This window comes from Stenotrophomonas sp. 71799_Sma, assembly GCF_056482505.1.
This window is the reverse complement of sequence record NZ_CM151202.1, coordinates 1,510,689-1,528,067: the sequence shown is the minus strand read 5'-3', so window position 1 is coordinate 1,528,067 and position 17,379 is coordinate 1,510,689. Positions and strand designations below refer to the sequence as shown.

The following is a 17,379-nucleotide window of genomic DNA, read 5'->3' as shown; positions in this document are numbered from 1 at the left end:
CGGACCAACGGTCCGCACCCACCACTCACCGGACGGTAGATCCACGCCATGCGTGGATGCGATCAACCAATGCTCGTTCGGTCGCGGCCGTCGCTCTTGGCGCGGTACAACGCGCGGTCTGCGCGCTGGTACAGCAGTGCCGGGGTGCGGTCGTCGGCATCCAGTTCCACCAGGCCCGCGCTGAAGGTCACGCGCAGGCCGTCCACGCCGGCCCAGTCGGGGTGGTCATGGAACAGACCGCGCAGGCGCGCGCACAGCTGTGCGGCTTCCTCCAGACGGGTGTCGTTGAGCAGCAGCGCGAACTCTTCGCCGCCAGTCCGCGCCGGCAGGTCCGAGTCGCGGCTGGCGGCGGCGATCAACCGCGCCACCTGCACCAGCACGGCATCGCCGATGCTGTGGCTGTGGCGGTCGTTGACGTCCTTGAAGTGGTCGATATCCAGCACCACCAGGCACAGCGGATGACCGCTGCGCTGCGAACGCGCGAAGTCACGCGCCAGCGTTTCATCGAAAGCACGGCGGTTGGCCAGGCCAGTCAGTGCATCCTCGCGGGCCTGCCGTTCGAATGCCTCGGCCTGGCGTGCGAGGCGCTCGGCCAGTTCGGTCTTTTCCTGGTTCAGCGCCTGCAGGTGCACGGTCTTGGCCTGCAGGTCGAAGGTCGCCTCGTCCACGCGCCGTGCCAGGCGCAGGTTGCTGGCCTTCAGCTGCTGCAGCAGCAGCCGGTACAGCGCCACCAGCCCGGCCAGCAGCAACAGGCCACCCAGCACCTGCACGCTGCGTCGCTGCCACCAGAACGGCTCCACGGTGAAGCTCCATACCGCTTCCTGCTGGCCCCAGCTGCCACTCGGATGGGCAGCGGCCACGTGCAGGGTGTAGTCGCCCGGCGGCAGGCCAACGAACTCCACGCTACGCTGCGGGCCGCGTTCGACCCACCCCGTATCCAGGCCGTCCAACCGCGTGCGGTAGCGGATCCGGTCAGACATCAGGTAGCTCAGGCCGACATAACTCACCGCCAAGCGGCGGCCGCCGGGAATGTAGTTGCGGTCCGGGCCTTCCCAATGCACCGGTGCGCCATCCACCTGCACGCTTTCAATCGCTGCCGGCGGTGAAAGACGCTCGCGGAAACGCTGCAGGCGTTGCGGATCGACGGTGCTCAGGCCTCCGGCGGTGACCACCCAGAACGTGCCGTCCTGGCGCAGGATCGCCGATGGCCCGGAGCTGCCGTTGGCCTGCGCGTTGGCCATGCCATCAATCTCGTTGTAGCGCTCCACCACCACCCGCGGCGCGCGCCCGTCGGCAACCGCATTGAGCGTGGCCATGTCGGTGCGCAGCACGCCGCGGTTGCTGCTGATCCACACGTTGCCAAGGCGATCCGGCACCAGTTGGAACACCGCATCCACCGGCATGCCCTGCTCCAGCCCCACCCGTGCCAGCCTGCCGTTGCGCCAGCGGTACAGGCCACGGTCGCTGCTGATCCACATCGCGTCACCCAGCTGATGGAAGCCGAACACGCTGCGGCCACCGCCCATCGGCGCGAGGTCGATCGACTGCACGTGATCGCTGCGCAGTACGCGGATGCCCTCGATGGTGCCGATCCACAGGTTGCCCTGGTGATCGTGCTCAAGCGCGGTGATCAGGCCGCTGGGCATACCCGCAACGCTTGATACCTGCACGCGGTCGCCGTCGATGCGGACCACGCCCTTCTGGGTGCCGGCCCAGACCACACCCTGCGGGTCCACGCTGATCGCGCGGATGTTGCCGCCCGGCATGCCATCGGCGGCGGCATAGTTGTGCCGCAGCCGGCCATCGGGGCCAAGACGGTAGACGCCATCACCGAACGTTCCGACCCACAGGTCACCGTCCGGGCCCTGCGCCAGGCTGAGCACCGAAGGTGCCTTGCCGCCGCGGTTGTGCAGCGGCATCGCGCGGAAGCGGCCATCAGCAGCCTGCAGGTCGAGGCCGCTGGCACTGCCGACCCACAGCTGGCGATCGCGGTCCTCGAACACGGTGCGCACATAGTCGCCACTGAGGCCATCGCGCTCGGTGTAGCTGCTGAACAGTGTTTCGCGCAGGCGGTACAGGCCACCGTTGGCACCCACCCAGATGCTGCCCTCGGCATCCTCGCGCAGGCTGACCACGCGCCCACCCGGCAGGTTCAGGCCCGCCGGCAGGCGCTCCAGGCCATGCGCTGAGATCCGCAGCAGGCCCTGGTTCTCGGTGCCCAGCCACAGGTCGCCATGGCGATCCTGCAGCATCGAGGTCAGGTGCAGCTGCCCCGGCAGGCGGTGCATCAGCACCAGCTGATCATCCTCCACCCGGTACAGGCGCTCGCCGGCGACGATCCACAGCGCGCCATCCGGAGCGCGGTACGGCCACGACAGGCCACTGCCGGCGCCCAGCCCCCACGCCGCGGGCGCCCGCTTGAGCACCCCGTCCTTGTCGCGCAGCACCAGTCCATCCAACGTGCCGACCCAGACCCGGTCCTGCGCGTCGACCACCAGCTTGGTGAAGCTCATCGCCATCGGCAGGTCGGCGGCCGGAGCCTGGTAGACGATGCCGGTGTCCGGCGTCAGATAGCCGATGCCCTTGCCTTCATACAGCAGCCACAGGCGGCCCTGGCTGTCCATCTGCATGGACTGGATCAGGACCTGCGGGGTATCGGCCTGGTGCTCCCAGACACGCCACTGGCCATCGTTGCCGCGATGGCTGACATTGCCCCGCGAATCACTGATCCACAGCCCACCCTGGCGGTCGACGAACAGCGCGCCGATGCCGTTGTCGCGCAGGCCCGGGCGGGTACTGCGGTCGAACACGGTGAAATCCAACCCGTTGTAACGCACCAGGCCTTCCCAGGTGGCGAACCAGAGGTGGCCTTCGGGGGTCTGCGCGATGTCGCGCAGCGAGTTGTGCGGCAGGCCGTTGCGCGACGTCCATACATCAATGGCGTAGTCGCGCAGTGGCGGAGCCCCCTCCTGCGCTGCCACCGGCAGTGCAAGGGCCAGCAGCAGCCACAGCAGGCCCTGTCGCAGCCATCGACCGATATCTGATCCGCGGCGCTCCACCCAGCGCCCGATGTCCCCCTGTCCGGCCATCAGTGCAGCGGCGGCGGCCAGGCAGGGCTGCCGGGCCTGGCAGCATGCGGGAACTGCCGGGCAGCGCGGGACGGCATGCCGGCGGGAACGGGCTGGCTCATCGGGGGGGAACTGGGAAGATGCGCAGATGATAGGCCAAACCCGGCCCAGGGCGTCACCATCGCCAGCCGCGAAGGCTCAGCCCGCGCGGCCCGGCGGCGTCACCTGTGCACTGGCCGGCCACTGCACTACCGCCTCCAGCCCGCCTTCGACGCGGTTGCGCAGCCACAGCCGCGCCCCGTCTTTCTCAGCCAGGGCGCGGGCGATGGTCAGGCCCAGACCGGCGCCGCCGGTTTCGCGCGAACGCGAGGTTTCCACCCGCACGAACGGGTCGAACACGGCTTCCAGCTGATCCTCGGCCAGGCCCGGGCCGTCATCGGCCACCACCACGGTGATCGCGCCACCACTACGCTCGACCCGTACCCGCACCCGGTAGGCATACATCACCGCGTTGTCCACCAGGTTGGAAAACAGGCGATGCATGGCCAGCGGACGCAACATCAACACCGCTCCGCTGCCACCTTCGAAGACGACATCACCGCCGCCCTCGGCCGTGTCTTCAACGATGCTCTCCAGCAGCGAATCCAGGTCCAGTGCGGCGCGCTGCTCGGCGCTCTCCGCGCTGCGCGCCAGCTCCAGGCCTTCGCGCACCAACGCCTGCATCGCGGCCAGATCGCCGATCAGGCGCTCGCGCAGCACCTCGTCGCTGACATTCTCCAGGCGCAGGCGCAGCCGGGTCAGCGGGGTCTGCAGGTCATGGGTGATCGCCGCCAGCATCTGCGTGCGCTCGGCCAGGTGCCGCTGCAGGCGATGCTGCATGGCGTTGAAGGCTTCGGCGGCGCGCTGCACTTCGCGCGGGCCGCGCAGCGGCAGTGGATCGCGCTGCAGGTCGTCGCCCAGGTCTTCGGCGGCTGCGGCCAGTTCCTGCAGCGGCGCGCTGGCCATGCGCGCGACGATATAGGCCAGCACCGCGATCGCCAGCACCAGCAGGGTCAGAAACCACGGGTCCACGGCGAGGATGCCGTTGTGTGCCACCGCCGGCGAATCCAGCGCCAGCTTCAGCAGCGTGCCGTCGTTGAGGGTCACGTCGACCGCACGGCACTTGGGCGGGATGAACGCCGGATCACGTTCGCGCGGATGCTTGCGATGCCCCGGTGGCGGCGGGGGCAGCAGGTCCTGCAGCTTGGGAATGCAGGAGCGGAACGAAGCGAAGTGCACATGCGCGCGTGCGACCGGGCCGGGCCGGTCATCGAGTACTTCCATCAACGCGGTATCGGCCCGCCCCAGGCGTGCGCCTGGTTGCAGCGCACGTACGCTCGGCCCACCGATTTCGAGCAGGCGCTCGCGCAGTTCGGGGTTGCCGTCGAGCAGGTTGACGTAGCCCTGGAGGCGGTCGGCGATGCGGTTCAGGTTCTGCCGCTCGAACTCCTGCTGGCGCTTGGAGGTGGCCAGCATGGTCGCGCCGATCGCGGCCACGCTCATGCCCAGCAGCAGGATCACGAACAACCGCCCGACCATCGAGGACAGGAAATGGCGCAGGCGCTTCATCGCGGCTTATTCCAGGTTCACCGAGGAGGCCAGTACATAGCCTTCGTTGCGAACGGTCTTGATCAGTCCGTCCGGGCCACCGTCGTCGCCCAGCTTGTTGCGCAGCCGGCTGACCTGCAGATCAATGGCGCGGTCCTGTGCCTCGTAGTTGCGGCCGCTGCTGAGCGCGACCAGCTGCTCGCGCGACAGCACCTTGTTGGCGTGGGCGATGAACACCCGCAGCAGGCGGAACTCGGCGCCGGACAGCACCACCACGCGATCGTCCGGATCGACCAGGTGGCGATGCTCCAGATCGAACACCCAGCGCGAGAAGCGCGCACGGCGCACCGCCAGCGGCTCCAGGTTCGCCGGCAGCGCCTCGGTCCGGCGCAGCACGTTGCGGATGCGTGCCAGCAGCTCGCGCGGTTCGAACGGCTTGGCCAGGTAGTCGTCGGCGCCCATTTCCAGGCCCAGCACGCGGTCGATCGGCTCGGCACGCGCGGTCAGCATGATCACCGGTGTGTTCGAGCGCGCGCGCAGGTCGCGGCACAGGGTCAGGCCATCCTCGCGCGGCAGGTTGAGGTCGAGCACGATCAGGTCCACGTGTTCGCGGTCCAGCAGCTGGCGCATGGCGGTGCCGTCTGCGGCCGTGCTCACCTGGTAGCCGGCCCGGCCGAGCTGTTCGGCCAGCAGGGTGCGGATGTCGTTGTCGTCGTCGACGATCAGCAGTCGATGCATCGTGTTTTCAGTCTCCATGTCGCGATCATCCCGTGTCGGCAGCTGAACCGCATCCGGGGCAATGCGTACCAGTGTATCCAGCCATGGGCGGGATACCTGTGGTTACGCGTATTCACCGACAGTGTTACATAGAGACATACCCCGAGGATTGAGCCGCCCATCGCCCGGTCTTCACAATGCCCATCAACGCCGCCACCGCGGCCCCGAGAGTGAAGCCACGACGTGACGTTCCGCCTGCTGCCCGCGACCCGCCGGGGTCGCCTGATACTGATCGCCCTGCTCGCCCTTGCCGTTGCCGCAGCCGCCTGGTGGCTGCTGCGCAAGCCCGCCGCCCCGGCGGTGGCCACCTCGCCGGTCAGCCGTGGTGACATCGAGCAGACGGTGGACGCCACCGGCGTGATCGACGCCTACAAGCTGGTCAGCGTCGGTGCCCAGGCCTCGGGCCAGATCAAGTCGCTGAAGGTGCAGCTGGGCGACACCGTGAAGGAAGGCGACCTGATCGCCGAGATCGACGCCACCACCCAGCAGAACCAGGTGCTCAATGCGCAGGCCTCGCTGGACCAGGTCACCGCCCAGCGCGCCGTGCAGCAGGCCACCCTGCGCCAGGCCGAACTGGAATTCGCGCGCCAGCAGCAGATGCTGGCCGCCGAGGCCACCTCGCGCCAGGAATACGATGCCGCCGAGGCGCAGCTGAAGACCGCCCGCGCCCAGCTGCAGTCCTACGAGGCGCAGATCAAGGGCCGCGAAACCGAGCTGGGCACCGCCCGCGCCAACCTGGCCTACACCCGCATTACCGCGCCGATGGATGGCACCGTGGTGGCGGTGGTGGCCGAGGAAGGTCGCACCGTGAACGCCAACCAGACCGCACCGACCATCGTCATGCTGGCGCGGCTGGACGTGGTCACCGTCAATGCCGAAATTTCCGAAGCCGACGTGGTCAAGATCAAGGCCGGCATGCCGGTGTACTTCACCACGCTGGGCGACCCGGATCGCAAGTACCACGCCACGCTGCGCCAGATCAATCCGGCGCCGGCCTCGATCGCCAACGAGAGTTCGTCCAGTTCCAGCAGCTCGTCCAGTTCCAGCTCCAGCAGCGCGGTGTACTACAACGCGCTGTTCGACGTGGAAAACCCGGATGGCACCCTGCGCATCGACATGACCGCGCAGGTCTCGGTACTGCTGAAGCAGGCCAAGGGCGTGCTGATGGTGCCGGCGGTGGCACTGGGGCCGAAGCGCCGTGGCGACGAGCGCATGGTGCGGGTGCTGGACGACAAGGGCCAGCCGCAGCCGCGCAAGGTTACCGTGGGCATCAACAACGGCGCCTCGGCCGAGATCCTGTCGGGACTGAAGGAAGGCGAGCGCGTGGTGGTCGGCGAAGCCGGTGCGGCCGGTGCCAGCGCCGGCGGCGGCAACCGCGGCGGCATGCAGATGCGGGTCGGCGGCCCGGGCATGGGGCGCCGATGAGCACGACGGCGCCGCTGCTGCGCCTGCGTGACCTGCGACGCGAATTCCCGGCCGGCGACGATGTGATCGCCGTGCTGCGTGACGTCAACCTCGACATCCACGCCGGTGAGATGGTGGCCATCGTCGGCCAGTCCGGCTCAGGCAAGTCGACGCTGATGAACATCCTCGGCTGCCTCGATCGTCCCACCCGTGGCAGCTACCAGGTGGCCGGCCGCGAAACCGGGAAGATGGAGCCGGACGAGCTGGCCGAACTGCGCCGCGAGCATTTCGGCTTCATCTTCCAGCGCTACCACCTGTTGGGCGACCTCGATGCGCGCGGCAACGTGGAAGTGCCGGCGGTGTACGCCGGCAGCCCCGGCCCGGTGCGCAACGCGCGTGCCGAGCAGCTGCTGCAGCGGCTGGGCCTGAGCGACCGCATGCACCACAAGCCGGGCCAGCTGTCCGGCGGCCAGCAGCAGCGCGTGTCGATCGCACGTGCCCTGATGAACGGCGGCGAGGTGATCCTGGCCGACGAACCGACCGGCGCGCTCGACACGAAATCCGGCGAGGAAGTGATGGCGATCCTCGGCGAGCTGCACGCCGAAGGCCACACCATCATCATCGTCACCCACGACATGAGCGTGGCCGAACACGCGCAGCGCATCATCGAGATCCGCGACGGCGAGATCATCGCCGACCGCGCCAACCCGAATGCACCGACCTACCGCGCGCAGCGCGAGGCCAGCACCGGCGTTGCCCGCGGCAACAGCTGGCGGGCCGCGCGCGACCGCTTCACCGAAGCATTCCGCATGGCGTTGCTGGCGATGAACGCACATCGGCTGCGCACCTTCCTGACCATGCTCGGCATCATCATCGGCATCGCCTCGGTGGTCTCGGTGGTGGCGCTGGGCAACGGCTCGCAGCAGCAGATCCTGCAGAACATCAGCGCGCTCGGCACCAACACCATCGATGTCTACCCCGGCCGTGGTTTCGGCGACATGCGCTCGGCCCGCGTGCAGACGCTCAAAGCCAGTGATGCCGATGCGCTGGCCCGGCAGAGCTACGTCGACAGCTCCACGCCCAGCGTGTCGACCTCGGTCACCGCGCGTTACCGCAACCAGTCCTCCACCGCCCAGGTCAGCGGCGTCGGCGAGCAGTTCTTCCGGGTCAAGGGCGTGACCCTGCTCAGCGGCAGCTTCTTCGATGCCGATGCAGTGAAGGGCCTCGGCCAGGTGGCGGTGATCGACGAGAACACCCAGGCCCAGTTCTTCCCCGATGTCGATCCGATCGGCCAGGTGATCCTGCTGGGCAACGTGCCGGCGCGCGTGGTCGGCGTGGCCAAGCGCCAGAGCTTCGGGTTCGGTGGCAGCACCAGCCTGAGCGTGTGGCTGCCGTACACCACGGTGATGTCGCGCATGCTCGGCCAGAGCCACGTGTCCAGCATTACCGTGCGCGTGGACGACGCCACGCCGATGGACGCCGCACAGGAAGCGATCACCCGACTGTTGACGATGCGCCATGGCACCGAGGACTTCTTCCTCAGCAACAGCGCCGAGATCCGCCAGACCATCGAGCAGACCACGCGCACGATGACCCTGCTGATCGGCGCCATCGCCGCCATCGCACTGCTGGTCGGTGGTATCGGCGTGATGAACATCATGCTGGTGTCGGTGACCGAGCGTACCCGCGAGATCGGCGTGCGCATGGCCGTCGGTGCACGGCAGAGTGATATCCGCCAGCAGTTCCTGATCGAAGCAGTGCTGGTGTGCCTGCTCGGCGGCGTGCTCGGCATCGGCCTGGCCCTGCTGCTGGGCTCGATGATCGGCCGCTTCGCCAGCGACTTCCAGGTGCTGTTCTCCACTGCCTCGATCGTTGCCGCGTTCGCCTGCTCGACCCTGATCGGCGTGGCGTTCGGCTTCCTGCCCGCGCGTAACGCCGCGCAGCTCGACCCGGTGGAGGCCCTGGCCCGCGAATGAAGATGATGACCCGACTGCCCTTCCCTGCCCCCTCGCGCCTGTTGCTGGCGGGCGCTGTACTGCTCGCTCTGTCAGGCTGCGCATCGATGGGCCGCTATCCGGTGCAGGCCCCCGACGTGGCGGCGACCTACGGTCGTGGCGATGCCACCCTCAATGCGCCGGCCGACGATCCGCGCAGCAGCCTGGATACTCCGGGCCGCGACATCCGCCAGGACACCTGGTGGACCGGTTTCGGCGATGAACGTCTCGACCGTCTGGTGGCGCAGGCGCTGGCCGCCAACAGCGATCTTGCCGCCGCTGGCCTGGCCGTGCAGCGTTCGCGCCTGCAGGCCGGCCTGGCCAGCAACGCGTTGTGGCCGCAGCCTTCGTCTTCGGGTGTGAGTGGTAGCGCCAGCCGCGCCACCGACCAGGCCGACGACTGGCGCCGCAGCTATTCCACCGGCGTCTCGCTGGGCTGGGAAGTGGACCTGTGGGGCCGCCTGCGCACCCAGCGCGACATCGCCCGCTGGGAAGCCGAGGCCAGCGAGGAAGACCGGCAGAACACCGCGCTGCTGGTGATCAGCGACACCATCAACCAATACTGGAACCTGGCCTATCTCAACCAGTCCATCGCCACCGGCCAGGCCAACCTGGAGCGGCTGGAACGTACCCGCGAACTGGTCCAGGCCCGCTTCGACGCCGGTGCAGTATCGCGCCTGGAAGTACGCCAGGCACTGCAGAACCTGCAGTCGCAGCGTTCCTCGCAGAGTGCGCTGGAACAGCAGCGGGTGGAGGCCCGCAATGCACTGACCGTGCTGCTGGACGGCACGCCCTGGCCGCAGCAGGACGAACCGCAGGACCTGCTCGGCGCACGCAGCCCCAGCATCGCGGAGGGCCTGCCGACCGACCTGCTCGGTCGCCGTCCCGACCTGCGCGCGGCCGAACTGCGCCTGCGCAACAGCCTGAAGACCATCAAGGTGACCGCTACCCAGTACTACCCGGCGCTGAGCCTGACCGGCAGCCTCGGCTCCAGTGCAACGTCGCTGGGTGACGTGCTGCGCAACCCGGTGGCCACGCTGGGCGCCGGCCTGTCGCTTCCGTTCCTCAACCTGCAGCGCGCGCAGCTGGATACCGATATCGCCGGCACCGCCTACCAGATCGCCGCGACCAATTTCCGCAAGACGCTGTATACCGCGCTCTCGGAAGTGGACAACGCGCTGTCGGCACGCGAGCAGCTGGCGCGCCAGGTGGCGGCCTCGCAGGCTTCGTACGACGAAGCGGTGGAAGTGGAACGGGCGCAGGAAGTGCGCTACCGCGTGGGTGCCACCGACCTGCGCACCTGGCTGGAAGCGCAGCAGACCCGGCGCGATGCCGAGCTGTCGCTGGCGCGCGTGCGCCAGGGCCAGCTGAACAACGACGTCACCTTGTTCAAGGCACTGGGCGGCAGCGCGGGGTGAGGCGGCAAGAGCGCCAACCAAGGTTGGCGACTACCGGTAGGTGTCGACCTTGGTCGACACGGCCGATCCACGCCATGCGTGAATCGGATCGCCGGTAGCGCCGGGCCATGCCCGGCGAAGCAATCCGCCGGGCATGGCCCGGCGCTACCGGAAAGCCGATCAACCGCGCTGGCGCACGGCCTCGAACAGGCTGACGCCGGCAGCGACGGAGACGTTCAGGCTCTCGATCTCGCCCGGCATCGGGATCTTGACCAGGCCATCGCAGTTCTCGCGGGTCAGGCGGCGCAGGCCATCGGCTTCACCGCCCAGCACCAGCGCGATGTTGCCCTTCAGGTCCAGCTGGTACAGCGAGGCGGTGGCTTCGCCGGCGAGGCCGTAGATCCACACGCCCTGCTTCTGCAGGTCCTTCAGGCAGCGCGACAGGTTGGTCACCGCCACCACCGGGATCAGATCGGCGGCACCGGCCGAGGTCTTGCGCACGGTAGCATTGACCGTGGCCGACTTGTCCTTGGGGATGATCACGGCAGTCGCGCCGGCGGCAGCCGCCGAGCGCAGGCAGGCACCGAGATTGTGCGGGTCCTGCACCTCGTCCAGCACCAGCAGCAGGGCCTTGCCCTCGGCTGCAGTGACCAGGCCTTCCAGCTCGTTCTCGCTGTAGGTGCGGGCGGCGGCATAGCGCGCGGCCACGCCCTGGTGGCGTACCGAACCGCCGACACCGTCCAGCGCCTGGCTGTTCACCTTGCGCACGTCGATGCCCTTGCGGCGGGCGTTTTCCTCGATCTCGGTCAGGCGCGGGTTCTTCGCACCGGCCTCGACCAGCACTTCGCGGACGTTCTCGGCGTCGTTCTCGATGGAGGAGGCGACGGCGTTGACGCCGACAATCCACTGGCTGTTCTTGCTCATGCGGGCGGGGACCGGAAAGGGGGTGGCTATGGTAGAGCATCGGCGCCGACCGCGCTGCGCGCTCGCCGGGCACGGCCCGGCGCTACCCGCAGCTCAGCCTTCGGCGGAGCGGCTGCGCGGCGGCCAGTGCGGGGTGTCGTGGTCGGGGTGCTGGTGGGACACGATGGTGGCCAGGAACTCCAGCGCCGCGACGTCTTCCTCGGTACGTCGCGCCGGCTGGCTGGACAAACTGTCGACGAACGGCAGCTTGCGCTCCACCCCGTACTGGATGGTCGGTGGCAGGCGTTCCGGCTCGTCGAAGGCACCGGCGGCCACGGCCACGCCATCCGGGGCTTCGTAGGTCAGGGGCGTTCCGCAGTCGGCGCAGAAGCCACGCCGCACCACGTTGGACGACTGGAAATAGCGTGGCTGGCCGCGGGTCCAGCTGAACTGCACGCCGCGCACCGACACCAGCGGCGCATAGTAGGCACCGAAGGCCTTCTGGCACATCCGGCAATGGCAGATCGAGCTGTCGGTCAGCTCGCCTCGCGCCTGGAAGCGGATCGCGCCGCACTGGCAGCCGCCGCTGTATTCGGGTTGGCCCTGCATTGTGAGTTCCTCCGAAACGTCGTGCCAACCAACGGTTGGCACCTATCGGGTGAGGTGGGTGCCGACCGGGTGAGGTGGATACCTACCGGGTGAGGTGGGTGCCGACCGTTGGTCGGCACACCTTTCAATACTGCTTCTTGGCGCGCTTGGCCGGCTTGCCACGCTCGGGCAGCGGCGGCAGGCCATCGCCTTCATCCTCACCCTTGTGCTCGACCAGGCGGAAGTCGATCTTGCGCTCTTCCATGCTGGCCTTCAGCACCAGGATGCGCACGCGATCACCCAGCCGGTAGCTGCTGCCACGGCGCTCGCCGGTCAGCGTCTTGCGGGTCGCGTCGAACTTGTAATAGTCCTGCGGCAGCTGGGTCACATGGACCAGGCCCTGCACCTTTGACTCGTCCAGTTCCACGAACAGGCCGAAGCTGGTCACGCCGCTGATCACGCCATCGAACTGGCCGCCTACGTGCTTTTCCATCCACGCGGCGCGGTAGCGCTCGTCGACCTCGCGCTCGGCCTCATCGGCACGGCGCTCACGCTCGGAGCACTGCAGCGCCAGCGCAGCCATCTCGCGTGCGTTGTAGGTGAACTTGTCCAGCGGCTTGCCGGACAACGCGTGCTTGATCGCGCGGTGCACCAGCAGGTCAGGGTAGCGACGGATCGGCGAGGTGAAGTGCGCGTACGCCTCCAGCGCCAGGCCGAAGTGACCGTGATTCTCCGGGCTGTAGATCGCCAGACTCTGGCTGCGCAGCAGCACCGATTCCAGCAGCGTGGCATCGGGGCGATCCCGGATCTTCTTCAGCAGCTTGGTGTAATCGCCCGGACGCACCTTGGACCACGGCGGCAGGCTCAGCTTGAACTCCTTGAGGAATTCCAGCAGGTCGGCGTACTTGGTTTCCGGCGGCTTCTCGTGGATGCGGTACGGGGCCGGCACATGGCGCGACAGCAGGTACCTGGCCGCCTCGACGTTGGCCGCGATCATGCATTCCTCGATCAGCTTGTGCGCGTCATTGCGCACCAGCATGCCGGCCTGGGTGACTTCACCGCGGTTGTCCAGCACGAAGCGCACTTCGCTGCTTTCGAACTCGATGGCGCCGCGCTTGGCACGTGCCTTGGACAGCACCTTGTACAGCTGGTGCAGGCGCTGCACCTGCGGCAGCAGGTCGCCCATCCAGGCCTTGGTATCGGCATCGTCCTCGCCCACCGCCTTCCACACCTGGGTGTAGGTCAGGCGCGCGTGCGAGTTCATCACCGCTTCGTAGAAGCGCGAATGCGTGACCAGGCCGTCGCGGTCGATCTGCATGTCGCAGACAAAGCACATGCGGTCGACCTTCGGCATCAGCGAGCAGATGCCGTTGGACAGCGTCTCCGGCAGCATCGGCACCACGAAGCCCGGGAAGTACACCGAGGTGGCGCGCTTCTGCGCCTCCTCATCCAGGGGCGTGCCGGGGCGCACGTAGTTCGAGACATCGGCAATCGCCACCACCAGGCGGAAACCCTCGGCATTCGGTTCGCAGTACACCGCGTCGTCGAAGTCCTTGGCATCCTCGCCATCGATGGTGACCAGCGGCGTGCTGCGCAGGTCGACGCGGTCGCCGATCATCGCCGGTTCGACCACCAGCGGTACCGAGGCGGCTTCGTCCAACACTTCCTGCGGGAACTCGAACGGCAGCTCATGACCGTGGATGGCGGTTTCCACCACCAGCGAGGCGGTCAGCTTGTCGCCGAGCACGGCGATGATGCGGCCGATCGGCGGGCGGCGGCTGTCCGGCGCCTGGGTCAGTTCACAGACCACCAGCTGGCCATCGCGCGCACCACCGGTCTGGTCCGGCGGCACCTGCACGTTGCGCTGCACGCGCTTGTCGTCGGGCACCACGTAGTTGATGCCCATCTCGATGCTGAAGCGGCCGATCAGGCGGGTCATGCCGCGCTCGAGCACGCGGGCGATGCTGCCTTCGCGACGGCCACGATGGTCGATGCCGGTCACACGGGCCAGCACCTTGTCGCCGTGCATGACCTTGCGCATCTCATACGGCGGCAGGAACAGGTCGTCACCGCCCTCGACCGGGCGCAGGAAACCGAACCCTTCCGGGTTGGCGATCACCACGCCAGTGACCAGATTCAGGGTCTGGATCGGGGCGAAACCGCCGCGACGGTTCTGCACCAACTGGCCGTCGCGGACCATGGCACCGAGCCGGCGCGACAGCGCCTCGGCCCGGTCCGGCGCGGTCAGGCCCAGGCGCGCGCCCAGTTCTTCGGCGGTCTGCGGCCCTTCGCAGCGCTCCAGCAGGGCCAGGATGGCCTCGCGGCTGGCGATGGGCTGTTCGTACTTCTCGGCTTCGCGGGCGGCATAGGGATCGTCGATCACCTTGCCGGTCGGCGGCAGCTTGCGGCCCGGGGCCGGGCCCGGAGCGGCGGCATCGGCGCTGCGGACCTTGCGACCACGCGGTGGTGCGCCGCCTTCATTCAATTCGGGGAACCAGCCCGGCAACGGCTTGCCCGGCTTGGTGGTGCGGGCCGTGCCCGCCTTGGCGCCCTTCTTCGGGGCCTGGCTGCGGGAGGTGCTCCCGCCCTTGCTTGGTTTTTTGGTAGTCATCGCCCTACATGGTAGCCGCTGACGGCGTGCAGAACGGGTCAGCGGCTGTCTTGAAGGCCTTGCATGAAAAATATTCAGGAAGTCGTTGACAGCCTGCGGATTCATCTTCACAATTGCGCCTCTGGAACGCCCAGGTGGCGGAATTGGTAGACGCACTAGTTTCAGGTACTAGCGGGTAAAACCGTGGAGGTTCGAGTCCTCTCCTGGGCACCAACGAAAAAACTCCTCGCTTCGGCGGGGATTTTTTTTGCCTGTAATCCGGCCCTGAGGCTCGACTCTTTCTCCTCCAGGAAGGAACTCCGACCCGGTATCGGCAATGATCTTCACAAGCGTGTTGACACCCCCGTAACAACACCCCATAATCTCGCTCCTCGACGCCCAGGTGGCGGAATTGGTAGACGCACTAGTTTCAGGTACTAGCGGGTAAAACCGTGGAGGTTCGAGTCCTCTCCTGGGCACCACGTCGAGAATGAGAAAAACCCGCGAAAGCGGGTTTTTTCATGCCCGTGATTCGGCATCGCCGCGACCGGCGGCCGGCATCACAACAGCGGCCGCAGCACCAGCTCCAGCCCGAGCAGCAGCAGGAAACCCAGGAAGCAGGCGCGGAACACCCGCGCACTGATGCGCTGCCGGATCACCTGCCCCAGCCACATGCCCAGCAATGCCGGCAGCACCGCCAGCGTACTCAGCCCCAGCTGCTGGATGCCGAATGCGCCGTGCAGCACCAGGCCAGTGGTCAGCGAAATCGTCGACACAGTGAACGCCAGTCCCAGCGCCTGCACCAGCTCCTCGCGCTGCAACCCCAGCGACTGCAGGTACGGCACCGCCGGCATCACGAACACGCCGGTGGCGCCGGTCACCACACCCGACAACGCCCCCACCAGCGGCCCCAGCCATCGCTCGCGCCGCTGCGGCACGCGGAACACCGGCGCAAGCAGGGCATAGGCCGCATAAACCACCAGCGCAACGCCCAGCGCAACACGCGACCAGGTGCGATCGACCCGCACCAGCAGCGCTGCCGAACCCAGCGTCACCACCACCACGGCCAGCATCATCGGCCACAGGCGCCGCACGATGTGGCCCAGTGAGGGGCCGGACAACAGCTGCCACGCATTGGTGACGAAGGTGGGGATGAACAGCATCGATGCCGCCGCCACCGGCGACAGCGCGCCACCGAGCAGACCCATCGCCACTGTCGGCAAGCCCATGCCGGTCACGCCCTTGACCACACCGGCCAGCACGAACACCACCACCAGCAGCACGTAGAAGTACATCGATTCATTCATGCCTTCATTGGATCGGCCGGCCGCTCGGCGCACAATGCGGTCTTCCCGGCCTCGCCTTCGGCTGATCCGAAGGCGCAGGCGTTGCGATGAGGGCATCACATGCGGATGGATATCGCCGACCTGCGCCTGTTCCTGGCCATTGCCGAGGCGGGCAGCATCACGGCCGGTGCCGCGCAGGCAAACCTGGCACTGGGCTCAGCCAGTGAGCGCCTGCGCACGATCGAAGCCGATGCCGGTACCCCGCTGTTGAACCGGCACCCACGCGGCGTCAGCCTGACCGAAGCCGGTGCCGCGCTCGCCCACCATGCACGCTTGATCCTGCAGCAGCAGGCACAGCTGCGCGGTGAACTGCAGGCGTTCGCGCACGGTGCGCGCGGCACCCTGCATCTGTATGCCAACACCGCAGCGCTGACCAACTACCTGCCTTCGCGGCTCGCACCATGGCTGGCCGAACGCCCGCGCCTGCACGTGGAACTGCTGGAGCGCACCAGCCCTGAAGTCGTGCGTGCGATCAGTGCTGGCCAGGCCGAGGCCGGCATCATCAGCGATGCCGTCGACGCTGCCGGCCTGCAGCAGCATGTGGTCGCCGAAGATCCGCTGGTGATGCTGCTGCCCGAAGACCACCGCTTCGCATCGCGGCGCAGCGTGGCCTTCACCGATGTTGCCGGCGAGACCTTCGTCGCACTGGCCGATGGCAATGCACTGCAGACCTACATCGAGGACCAGGCGCGCGACATCGGGCGGCGCCTGGATGTACGCATCCGCATGAAGACCTTCGAAGGCGTATGCATCATGGTCGGCCACGGCATTGGTGTCGGCATCGTGCCGCGGACCATCGCCCGCCAGCATCGGCGCAACACGCATACCGTCGCCGTACCGCTCGCCGATGCATGGGCACAGCGCCGCCTGTGTGCCTGTTTTGCCGAGTGGGCGCAGTTGTCATCGGCGATGCGCAGCCTGCTGCTTCACCTGGGCGTACAGCCGCAGAAAAAGGTGTGAAATGTTGTTGACACATCTTCTGTCGCTCCCCATAATTCATCTCCTGAGTCGCCCAGGTGGCGGAATTGGTAGACGCACTAGTTTCAGGTACTAGCGGGTAAAACCGTGGAGGTTCGAGTCCTCTCCTGGGCACCATGACTCAAGATGATCAAACCCGCGAAAGCGGGTTTTTTCGTTTCCGGGGTTTGGCGAGCCTGGCATCGCATCTACCGCTGGAACTGTCGTATCTAGCACCACCCGGCAGTCGCCTGCTGCTGCATACCGCCTCCCGGCGCGTCGTTACCAGACCTTGAACGGCCTCCTTTTGGGGCGCATTTCACGTCAGCCGTTCATTTCGTACTTTTCCTAGTCGAGATTTACCCGATTCCTTTTCGGTGGAAGGCAGATTTACAGAAGCCGGTTGCAGGTGTATCGCCACGACCTGACCAGCGCCCTCCCCCTTCCCCAAAGGACGCACCCATGCAGCGCAGCATCATCTGCCCTCACTGCCATACCGGCTCGAACCACGGCGTACGCGTATGCGTGGGATGCCAGGCCGAGGTCCACTACGGCGCATCGAAGGAGGCCGTAATGCTGGTCTTTGTTGCCGCCATCATCTGCGGCGCACTGGTCGGCAGCCGATTGCAGGCCACGGCTGGCTGGCTCACATGCGGCGCCGTACTTGTGGCGGGAATGTGGGCCATCTCCCGATTGTTCTGCGATCGGGTGGAGTTCAAGCGCGTCTATCGCACGCGCTGAACCTGCGCCACGGCAGGACCCCAAGGG

The 17,379-nt window shown here is 67.5% G+C and carries 12 protein-coding genes and 3 tRNA genes; 8 read left to right on the top strand and 7 right to left on the bottom strand.

Translation table 11 applies throughout. The annotated features are described in order from the left end of the window. Positions 1-62: 62 nt before the first annotated feature. The 3 genes from ACZK4Z_RS07025 to ACZK4Z_RS07015 all read right to left on the bottom strand — a co-directional run bounded on the left by ACZK4Z_RS07025 (position 63) and on the right by ACZK4Z_RS07015 (position 5,411). A complete protein-coding gene (locus ACZK4Z_RS07025; RefSeq protein WP_478451251.1) occupies positions 63-3,089 on the bottom strand; it encodes a two-component regulator propeller domain-containing protein in 3,027 nt (1,008 codons plus the stop codon). Positions 3,090-3,266: 177 nt separating this feature from the next. Then, positions 3,267-4,676, bottom strand: coding sequence for an ATP-binding protein (locus tag ACZK4Z_RS07020; protein ID WP_032127908.1), 1,410 nt, complete (start codon positions 4,674-4,676; stop codon positions 3,267-3,269). 6 nt (positions 4,677-4,682) lie between these two features. Then, positions 4,683-5,411: a response regulator gene (locus tag ACZK4Z_RS07015; protein WP_005408779.1), complete on the bottom strand. Its 729-nt coding sequence runs from the start codon at positions 5,409-5,411 to the stop codon at positions 4,683-4,685. A gap of 204 nt (positions 5,412-5,615) precedes the next feature. Here ACZK4Z_RS07015 and ACZK4Z_RS07010 point away from each other — a divergent pair, with 204 nt between their 5' ends. From ACZK4Z_RS07010 to ACZK4Z_RS07000, 3 genes are read left to right on the top strand one after another with little or no spacing between them, the layout of a single operon-like run. After that, positions 5,616-6,857: an efflux RND transporter periplasmic adaptor subunit gene (locus ACZK4Z_RS07010; RefSeq protein ID WP_478451250.1), complete on the top strand. Its 1,242-nt coding sequence runs from the start codon at positions 5,616-5,618 to the stop codon at positions 6,855-6,857. Next, positions 6,854-8,812, top strand: a complete 1,959-nt coding sequence (locus tag ACZK4Z_RS07005; protein ID WP_180838436.1) for a MacB family efflux pump subunit — start codon at positions 6,854-6,856, stop codon at positions 8,810-8,812. The genes ACZK4Z_RS07010 and ACZK4Z_RS07005 overlap by 4 nt, the downstream gene beginning before the upstream one ends. Continuing rightward, on the top strand, positions 8,809-10,248 hold the full coding sequence (locus ACZK4Z_RS07000; protein ID WP_049463608.1) for an efflux transporter outer membrane subunit: 1,440 nt from the start codon (positions 8,809-8,811) through the stop codon (positions 10,246-10,248). The genes ACZK4Z_RS07005 and ACZK4Z_RS07000 overlap by 4 nt, the downstream gene beginning before the upstream one ends. A 159-nt stretch (positions 10,249-10,407) precedes the next feature. Here the strand turns inward: ACZK4Z_RS07000 and rlmB are convergent, their stop codons facing one another. The 3 genes from rlmB to rnr all read right to left on the bottom strand — a co-directional run bounded on the left by rlmB (position 10,408) and on the right by rnr (position 14,329). Continuing rightward, positions 10,408-11,151, bottom strand: a complete 744-nt coding sequence (gene rlmB, locus ACZK4Z_RS06995; RefSeq protein WP_005408775.1) for a 23S rRNA (guanosine(2251)-2'-O)-methyltransferase RlmB — start codon at positions 11,149-11,151, stop codon at positions 10,408-10,410. 93 nt (positions 11,152-11,244) lie between these two features. Beyond that, complete coding sequence (locus tag ACZK4Z_RS06990; protein ID WP_125893872.1) at positions 11,245-11,739, bottom strand: GFA family protein; 495 nt, start codon at positions 11,737-11,739, stop codon at positions 11,245-11,247. A gap of 124 nt (positions 11,740-11,863) precedes the next feature. Further along, the gene (rnr, locus tag ACZK4Z_RS06985; RefSeq protein WP_125893870.1) at positions 11,864-14,329 is read right to left on the bottom strand and encodes a ribonuclease R; all 2,466 of its coding nucleotides are present in this window, start codon (positions 14,327-14,329) and stop codon (positions 11,864-11,866) included. 128 nt (positions 14,330-14,457) lie between these two features. Here rnr and ACZK4Z_RS06980 point away from each other — a divergent pair. Together ACZK4Z_RS06980 and ACZK4Z_RS06975 are read left to right on the top strand one after the other, a co-directional pair. Beyond that, positions 14,458-14,542, top strand: a tRNA-Leu gene (locus tag ACZK4Z_RS06980). 163 nt (positions 14,543-14,705) lie between these two features. Beyond that, positions 14,706-14,790: transfer RNA gene (locus ACZK4Z_RS06975), tRNA-Leu, on the top strand. Positions 14,791-14,868: 78 nt separating this feature from the next. Here the strand turns inward: ACZK4Z_RS06975 and ACZK4Z_RS06970 are convergent. Beyond that, positions 14,869-15,615, bottom strand: coding sequence for a sulfite exporter TauE/SafE family protein (locus ACZK4Z_RS06970; protein ID WP_107433349.1), 747 nt, complete (start codon positions 15,613-15,615; stop codon positions 14,869-14,871). A 99-nt stretch (positions 15,616-15,714) separates the two neighbouring features. Here ACZK4Z_RS06970 and ACZK4Z_RS06965 point away from each other — a divergent pair, with 99 nt between their 5' ends. The 3 genes from ACZK4Z_RS06965 to ACZK4Z_RS06955 all read left to right on the top strand — a co-directional run bounded on the left by ACZK4Z_RS06965 (position 15,715) and on the right by ACZK4Z_RS06955 (position 17,352). Next, the gene (locus ACZK4Z_RS06965; RefSeq protein ID WP_125893868.1) at positions 15,715-16,614 is read left to right on the top strand and encodes a LysR family transcriptional regulator; all 900 of its coding nucleotides are present in this window, start codon (positions 15,715-15,717) and stop codon (positions 16,612-16,614) included. Positions 16,615-16,664: 50 nt separating this feature from the next. Then, a tRNA-Leu gene (locus ACZK4Z_RS06960) sits at positions 16,665-16,749 on the top strand. A 324-nt stretch (positions 16,750-17,073) separates the two neighbouring features. Further along, positions 17,074-17,352 (top strand): hypothetical protein, encoded by a 279-nt coding sequence (locus tag ACZK4Z_RS06955; protein ID WP_125893866.1) that lies wholly within the window; start codon positions 17,074-17,076, stop codon positions 17,350-17,352. Positions 17,353-17,379: the final 27 nt, after the last annotated feature.

What these genes read in the sequence shown, in the direction of transcription:
- ACZK4Z_RS07005 (WP_180838436.1), top strand. Translation starts at nt 6,854, where the DNA reads ATGAGCACGACGGCGCCGCTGCTGCGCCTGCGTGACCTGCGACGCGAA.
- ACZK4Z_RS06955 (WP_125893866.1), top strand. Translation starts at nt 17,074, where the DNA reads ATGCAGCGCAGCATCATCTGCCCTCACTGCCATACCGGCTCGAACCAC.
- rnr (WP_125893870.1), bottom strand. Translation starts at nt 14,329, where the DNA reads ATGACTACCAAAAAACCAAGCAAGGGCGGGAGCACCTCCCGCAGCCAG.
- ACZK4Z_RS07000 (WP_049463608.1), top strand. Translation starts at nt 8,809, where the DNA reads ATGAAGATGATGACCCGACTGCCCTTCCCTGCCCCCTCGCGCCTGTTG.
- ACZK4Z_RS06970 (WP_107433349.1), bottom strand. Translation starts at nt 15,615, where the DNA reads ATGAATGAATCGATGTACTTCTACGTGCTGCTGGTGGTGGTGTTCGTG.
- ACZK4Z_RS06965 (WP_125893868.1), top strand. Translation starts at nt 15,715, where the DNA reads ATGCGGATGGATATCGCCGACCTGCGCCTGTTCCTGGCCATTGCCGAG.
- ACZK4Z_RS06990 (WP_125893872.1), bottom strand. Translation starts at nt 11,739, where the DNA reads ATGCAGGGCCAACCCGAATACAGCGGCGGCTGCCAGTGCGGCGCGATC.
- ACZK4Z_RS07020 (WP_032127908.1), bottom strand. Translation starts at nt 4,676, where the DNA reads ATGAAGCGCCTGCGCCATTTCCTGTCCTCGATGGTCGGGCGGTTGTTC.
- ACZK4Z_RS07015 (WP_005408779.1), bottom strand. Translation starts at nt 5,411, where the DNA reads ATGGAGACTGAAAACACGATGCATCGACTGCTGATCGTCGACGACGAC.
- rlmB (WP_005408775.1), bottom strand. Translation starts at nt 11,151, where the DNA reads ATGAGCAAGAACAGCCAGTGGATTGTCGGCGTCAACGCCGTCGCCTCC.
- ACZK4Z_RS07025 (WP_478451251.1), bottom strand. Translation starts at nt 3,089, where the DNA reads ATGGCCGGACAGGGGGACATCGGGCGCTGGGTGGAGCGCCGCGGATCA.